The sequence below is a fragment of the Nocardioides sp. genome (assembly GCF_031422975.1).
In the GTDB taxonomy this organism is placed as follows: Bacteria; Actinomycetota; Actinomycetes; order Propionibacteriales; family Nocardioidaceae; genus Nocardioides.
The window spans coordinates 1-5646 of sequence record NZ_JANPEO010000512.1 but is presented as its reverse complement, the minus strand read 5'-3'; the positions used below and the strand labels follow the sequence as shown (position 1 = coordinate 5646).

General features: G+C 69.9%; 5 protein-coding genes and 1 pseudogene. 2 read left to right on the top strand and 4 right to left on the bottom strand.

The genetic code is table 11. The features are described 5' to 3' along the window. Positions 1 to 710: VWA domain-containing protein (locus RMO85_RS15375; protein WP_310529598.1), on the top strand; the 710-nt coding region annotated here is incomplete at its 5' end. A 38-nt stretch (positions 711 to 748) separates the two neighbouring features. Here RMO85_RS15375 and RMO85_RS15370 read toward each other — a convergent pair. The 3 genes from RMO85_RS15370 to deoC are packed head-to-tail and all read right to left on the bottom strand — an operon-like array spanning position 749 to position 4076. Beyond that, the gene (locus RMO85_RS15370) at positions 749 to 1612 is read right to left on the bottom strand and encodes an aldehyde dehydrogenase family protein (RefSeq protein ID WP_310529597.1); all 864 of its coding nucleotides are present in this window, start codon (positions 1610 to 1612) and stop codon (positions 749 to 751) included. Beyond that, positions 1612 to 3084, bottom strand: coding sequence for an aldehyde dehydrogenase family protein (locus RMO85_RS15365; protein ID WP_310529596.1), 1473 nt, complete (start codon positions 3082 to 3084; stop codon positions 1612 to 1614). The genes RMO85_RS15370 and RMO85_RS15365 overlap by 1 nt, the downstream gene beginning before the upstream one ends. Before the next feature lie 11 nt (positions 3085 to 3095). Beyond that, positions 3096 to 4076, bottom strand: a complete 981-nt coding sequence (deoC, locus tag RMO85_RS15360) for a deoxyribose-phosphate aldolase (RefSeq protein WP_310529595.1) — start codon at positions 4074 to 4076, stop codon at positions 3096 to 3098. A gap of 52 nt (positions 4077 to 4128) precedes the next feature. On the opposite strand from deoC, the gene RMO85_RS15355 reads away from it, so the two are divergent. Then, the gene (locus RMO85_RS15355; protein WP_310529594.1) at positions 4129 to 4728 is read left to right on the top strand and encodes a hypothetical protein; all 600 of its coding nucleotides are present in this window, start codon (positions 4129 to 4131) and stop codon (positions 4726 to 4728) included. 7 nt (positions 4729 to 4735) lie between these two features. Here RMO85_RS15355 and RMO85_RS15350 read toward each other — a convergent pair. After that, a pseudogene (locus tag RMO85_RS15350) lies at positions 4736 to 5646 on the bottom strand (phospho-sugar mutase); the annotation flags it as partial.

Here is a 5646-nt window from a genome sequence, read left to right as displayed (position 1 = left end):
CGCCCATCGCGGACGCGGAGGTCGTCGGCGAGCAACTGGCTTCCCCGGAGAAGGCGGAGATCGACTCGGTGATGAAGAGCTGGGGGACCCTCACGGTGCCGTCGAGCATCCTGGCGGTCATCGACGCGTCGGGCTCGATGGACTTCCCGGCTGGCGACACGACCCGGATGGCGCTTGCCGTCAACGCCGCGAGGACCGCTCTGGTGGCGTTCCCGAGCCACGCGCGGATCGGCCTGTGGGCCTTCTCCATCAACCAGGGCGGCCCCGGTCAGGACTGGCGGGAACTCGCACCGCTGCGCCGTCTGGACGCCCCCACCGAGGGCGGTCGCACCCAGGTGGAGCTGCTCGACGACCAGGCGGGTGTGCTTGCCGGGCTGACGCAGGGCGGTACGGGCCTGTACGACACCGTGCTCGACGCCTACAGGACAGCCACGCGCGAGTACAACCCGAGCTACTACAACACCGTGGCCGTGCTCAGCGACGGCGCCAACGACGACCCGGGATCGATCGGTCTGCGCGCACTCCTCAAGGAGCTGAGGCAACTGCACGACCCGGACCGGCCGGTGCGGATCATCCCCGTCGGCATCAGCACCGACGCCGACATGGCAGCGCTGCGTCGGATCGCCGCGGCCACGGAGAGCCGGGCCTACGAGGCGGCCAACCCGCAGGACATCTTGACGGTGCTGGCCCAGGGCCTGCTGACGCGCTGACCCGACGTCCGAGCGTTCGGGTCCCCCGGAACCCGGGGTCAGATCCCGATCGGGTGCCAGACGGTCTTGGTCTCCAGCCAGTCGGTCAGCCGGTCGATGCCTGGCGTCGCCAGCCAGTCCACGGGCACCTCGGGCGCGCGACGGACGCGCTTGAGGTTGTCGGCCGCCGCCACCTCGAGCGAGGTCGCGAGCTCGACGTCGGTCACGCCGGTGAGGTCGATGCCGTTGACGTCCATGTGCGAGGCCAGCCAGGGCGAGATCTCCGCGACCGAGCCGGTGAGCATGTTGACGACACCGCCGGGAAGGTCGGAGGTGGCCATGACCTCGCCGAGCGTGATCGAGGTCAGTGGGTGCGCCTCGCTGGCGATCACGACGCAGGTGTTGCCGGTGACGATGATCGGCGCGATGACGCTGACCAGGGCCAGCAGCGGTCCGCTGGGCGCGACGACCGCGACCACACCGGTCGGCTCGGGCGAGGAGATGTTGAAGTAGGGCCCGGCGACCGGGTTGGCGGAGCTGACGACCTGGGTGATCTTGTCCGCCCAGCCGGCGTACCAGACGAGGCGGTCGATGGCGGCGTCGACGACCGTGTTGGCCTTCGCGGCGGTCGTGCCCTCGGTGGCACGCAGCTCGGCGACGAACTGGTCACGCCGACCCTCGAGCACCTCGGCGATGCGGTAGACGACCTGGCTGCGGTTGTAGGCCGTCTTCGACGACCAGCCGCCGAACGCGTGGCGGGCGGCGAGCACGGCGTCACGAGCGTCCTTGCGGCTCGCCTGCGCGGCGTTTGCCAGCAGGTTGCCCTTGGCGTCGTTGACGACGTACGACCGGCCCGACTCCGACCGGGGGAAGGAGCCGCCGATGTAGAGCTTGTAGGTCTTCTTCACGTCGATGCGAGCCATCAGTGGCTTCCCTTCAGGTACGCCGCGAGGCCGGGCAGGCCGCCTTCGCGGCCGTAGCCGGACTCCTTGTAGCCACCGAAGGGCGACGTGGGGTCGAACTTGTTGAACGTGTTGGCCCACACCACGCCCGCACGGAGCTGGTTGGCCATCCAGAGGATGCGCGAGCCCTTGTCGGTCCACACGCCTGCCGAGAGGCCGAACGGGGTGTTGTTGGCCTTCTCGACGGCCTCGGCCGGCGTGCGGAACGTCAGCGTCGAGAGCACCGGGCCGAAGATCTCCTCACGGGCGATCCGGTGGGCCTGGGTGACGCCGGTGAAGAGCGTCGGCGGGAACCAGAAGCCGTTCTTCGGCAGGTCGCACGCCGGGGACCAGCGCTCGCCGCCCCCTGAGACCTCCTGTTCGCCGATGTCGGAGAGCGCCCTGATCTTCGCGAGCTGCTCGGCGGAGTTGATGGCGCCGATGTCGGTGTTCTTGTCCAGGGGATCGCCCACGCGCAGCGTGGACATCCGGCGCTTGAGCTTCTCGAGCACCTCGTCGGCGATCGACTCCTGCACGAGCAGGCGCGACCCGGCACAGCAGACGTGACCCTGGTTGAAGAAGATGCCGTTGACGATGCCTTCGATGGCCTGGTCGATGGGCGCGTCGTCGAAGACGATGTTGGCGGCCTTGCCCCCGAGCTCGAGGGTGAGCACCTTCTTCGTGCCGGCCGTCGCGCGGGCGATGGCCTTGCCGACGTCGGTCGAGCCGGTGAAGGCGACCTTGTCGACGTCCGGGTGGGCGACGATGGCCCGGCCGGTGGAGCCGGCGCCGGTGACGATGTTGACGACGCCCGGGGGCAGGTCGGCCTGCTGGCAGATCTCGGCGAAGAGCAGCGCCGTGAGCGGCGTCGTCTCGGCCGGCTTGAGCACGACCGTGTTGCCGGCAGCGAGGGCGGGGGCGATCTTCCAGGCCAGCATCAGCAGCGGGAAGTTCCACGGGATGATCTGGCCGGCGACACCGAGGGCCTTCGGGTCCGGGCCGAGCCCGGCGTAGGAGAGCTTGTCGGCCCAGCCGGCGTAGTAGAAGAAGTGCGCGGCGACGACCGGGATGTCGACGTCGCGCGACTCCTTGATCGGCTTGCCGTTGTCGATCGACTCGAGGACCGCGAGCTCGCGGCCGCGCTCCTGGATGATCCTGGCGATCCGGTAGAGGTACTTGGCGCGCTCGCTGCCGGGCATCCGGCCCCAGACGCGCGAGTGTGCGCGCCGTGCTGCCTTGACCGCGAGGTCGACATCGAACTCGTCGGCCTCGGCGATCTCCGCCAGCACCTCCTCGCTGGCGGGGCTGATCGTCTTGAAGCTCTTGCCGTGGCCGTCGACGAACTCGCCGTCGATGAACAGCCCGTAGGACGCCTTGATGTCGACGATCGCCCGCGACTCGGGAGCGGGCGCATACTCGAAGAAGGGCGTGGCGATCTCGGGAACCTTGACCATGTGTGTGTTCCTCAGTCCAGGGTGAAGTAGTCGGGGCCGGAGTAGCGGCCGGTGACCATCTTGGTGCGCTGCATCAGGAGGTCGTTGAGCAGCGTGGAGGCGCCGAAGCGGAACCAGTCCGGGTCGAGCCAGTCCGGGCCGGCTATCTCGTTGACCATGACGAGGTACTTGATGGCGTCCTTGGTGGTCCTGATGCCGCCGGCGGGCTTCACCCCGACCATCTGGCCGGTCTGCTCGCGGAAGTCGCGGACCGCCTCGAGCATGACCAGCGTGACCGGCAGCGTGGCCGCGGGCTGCACCTTGCCGGTGGAGGTCTTGATGAAGTGGCCGCCGGCCAGCATGCCCAGCCAGCTCGCGCGCCGGACGTTGTCGTAGGTCTGCAGCTCACCGGTCTCGAGGATGACCTTGAGGTGCGCACTGCCCCCGTCGGGCCTGGCGCACGCCTGCCTGACGGCCACGATCTCGTCGTACACCTCGAGGTAGCGCCCGGAGAGGAACGCGCCCCGGTCGATGACCATGTCGATCTCGTCCGCGCCCGCCTCGACGGCGTCACGCGTGTCGGCAAGCTTGATGTCGAGGGCTGCACGGCCGCTGGGGAACGCGGTCGCGACGGCGGCCACGTTGACGCCGGAGCTGCCGAGTGTCGCCTTCGCGGTCGCGACCATGTCGGGATAGACACAGACGGCTGCGGTCATCGGGCAGGTCGCATCGGCCGGGTCGGGATGCATGGCCTTGGAGGCCAGCGCCCGGACCTTGCCGTGGGTGTCAGCGCCCTCGAGCGTGGTGAGGTCGACCATCCGGATCGCGAGGTCGATGGCGAAGGTCTTGGCGGTCGTCTTGATCGATCGGGTGCCCAGACCAGCGGCCCGCGACTCTGCTCCGACCTGGTCCACACCGGGCAGGCCGTGCAGGAATCGGCGAAGGGATGACTCCGACGCGGTGATGTCGTCGAAGACTCCCGCGCTCGCCGTCGAGGCAGAAGTTGTCGTCACCGACCCAGCATAGGGTTGTCCCGGTCCACGCGGGAAAACCCCAAGGAGAGCAATGCCGCACGAGTTCGATGACGAGATCCGCTTCCGTCCGACGAGCGGTCGCATCATGGGCAGCCTCGCCGTGATCGCCGCGTTCGCAGTCGTCGTGATCGCCGTTGTGGACCCCGGTGTGGTGCCCGCGCCGGTGGTGGCTGGGGCCGCGTTGCTCGGGGTTCTGGGCTGGGCATCGATGCTGTGGCCACGGGTCTCGGTCACCCCGGAGCACCTCGTCCTGCGCACCATGGTGCAGCACCAGCGGCTGCCGCTCGCCGCGGTCGAGGACCTCGCCGTACGCCAGGTGCTGGCCGTGCGCGTCGGTGACAGGCGCTACGTCTCGACCGCCATCGGTAAGTCGTGGCGCAAGGCGATGGTGGGGGACAGGACCGCCACCCGCAAGGACGCCGACAAGCCGATCACCGAGGTGGCGTATGCCGACTACGTCGAGCAGGAGATCCGCAGACGCATGGAGCACGCGCGGGCGGTGGCCGGGGTCGGGCTGCTCTCGGACGAGCAGTTGGCGCTGGCCGCGGGGGTGCGTCGGAAGCCGGCGTGGCTGCCCATCGCCCTGATGGCGGTGGCCACGCTGGGCCTACTGGTCTCGTTCGTCCTCTGAGGCCCGATCAGAGGCCGGCAGCCACCCGGAGGTCGCCCTTGATGGCGTCGAGTCGACCGGCCGCGGCGATCTTGGCGGCGTCGACGCCGTCCTCCGGGTCGACCGGGATGACGACCTCGAGGTAGCACTTCACCTTCGGCTCGGTGCCGCTCGGGCGGACGATGACGCGGGCGCCGTCGGCCAGCGCGAACCGCAGCCCGTCGGTGGGCGGCAGGGCGTCGCTGCCCAGGGACAGGTCGTCGATCCGCTCCACGGCAAGGCCGCCCAGACTGGCCGGAGGGGTGTCGCGCAGCCGCTGCATGGTGGCCGGGATCTCGGCCAGGTCGTCGAACCGGGCCGAGAGCTGGTCGGTCGCGTGCAGCCCGTGCTCGGCGGCGATGTCGTCGAGCAGGTCGTTGAGGCTGCGCCCCGCGGCCTTCGCGGTGGCGGCCATCTCGCAGATCAGCAGCAGCGCGGAGACGCCGTCCTTGTCCTTGACGTGGTCGGGGTCGACGCAGTAGCCGAGCGCCTCCTCGTAGCCGAAGGCCAACCCGGGTGCGCGGCTGATCCACTTGAAGCCGGTCAGGGTCTCCTCGTGCGGTTGGCCGGCGGCCGCCGCCATCTTGGCGAGCAGGCTGGACGAGACGATCGAGTTGGCATAGGTGCCGGTCCGGCCCAGGCCGAGCAGGTGGTGCCCGAGCAGTGCGCCCACCTCGTCGCCGCGCAGCATCCGCCAGCCGTGAGGTCCCGGCACGGCCACGGCACACCGGTCGGCGTCCGGGTCGTTGGCCACGACGAGGTCGGCCTTCTTCTCCGCCGCGAGCGCCATCGCGAGGTCCATCGCGCCGGGCTCCTCGGGGTTGGGGAACGCGACCGTGGGGAACTCGGGGTCGGGCTCCTCCTGCTGCTCGACCACGTGCGGGGCGCTGAACCCGGCGA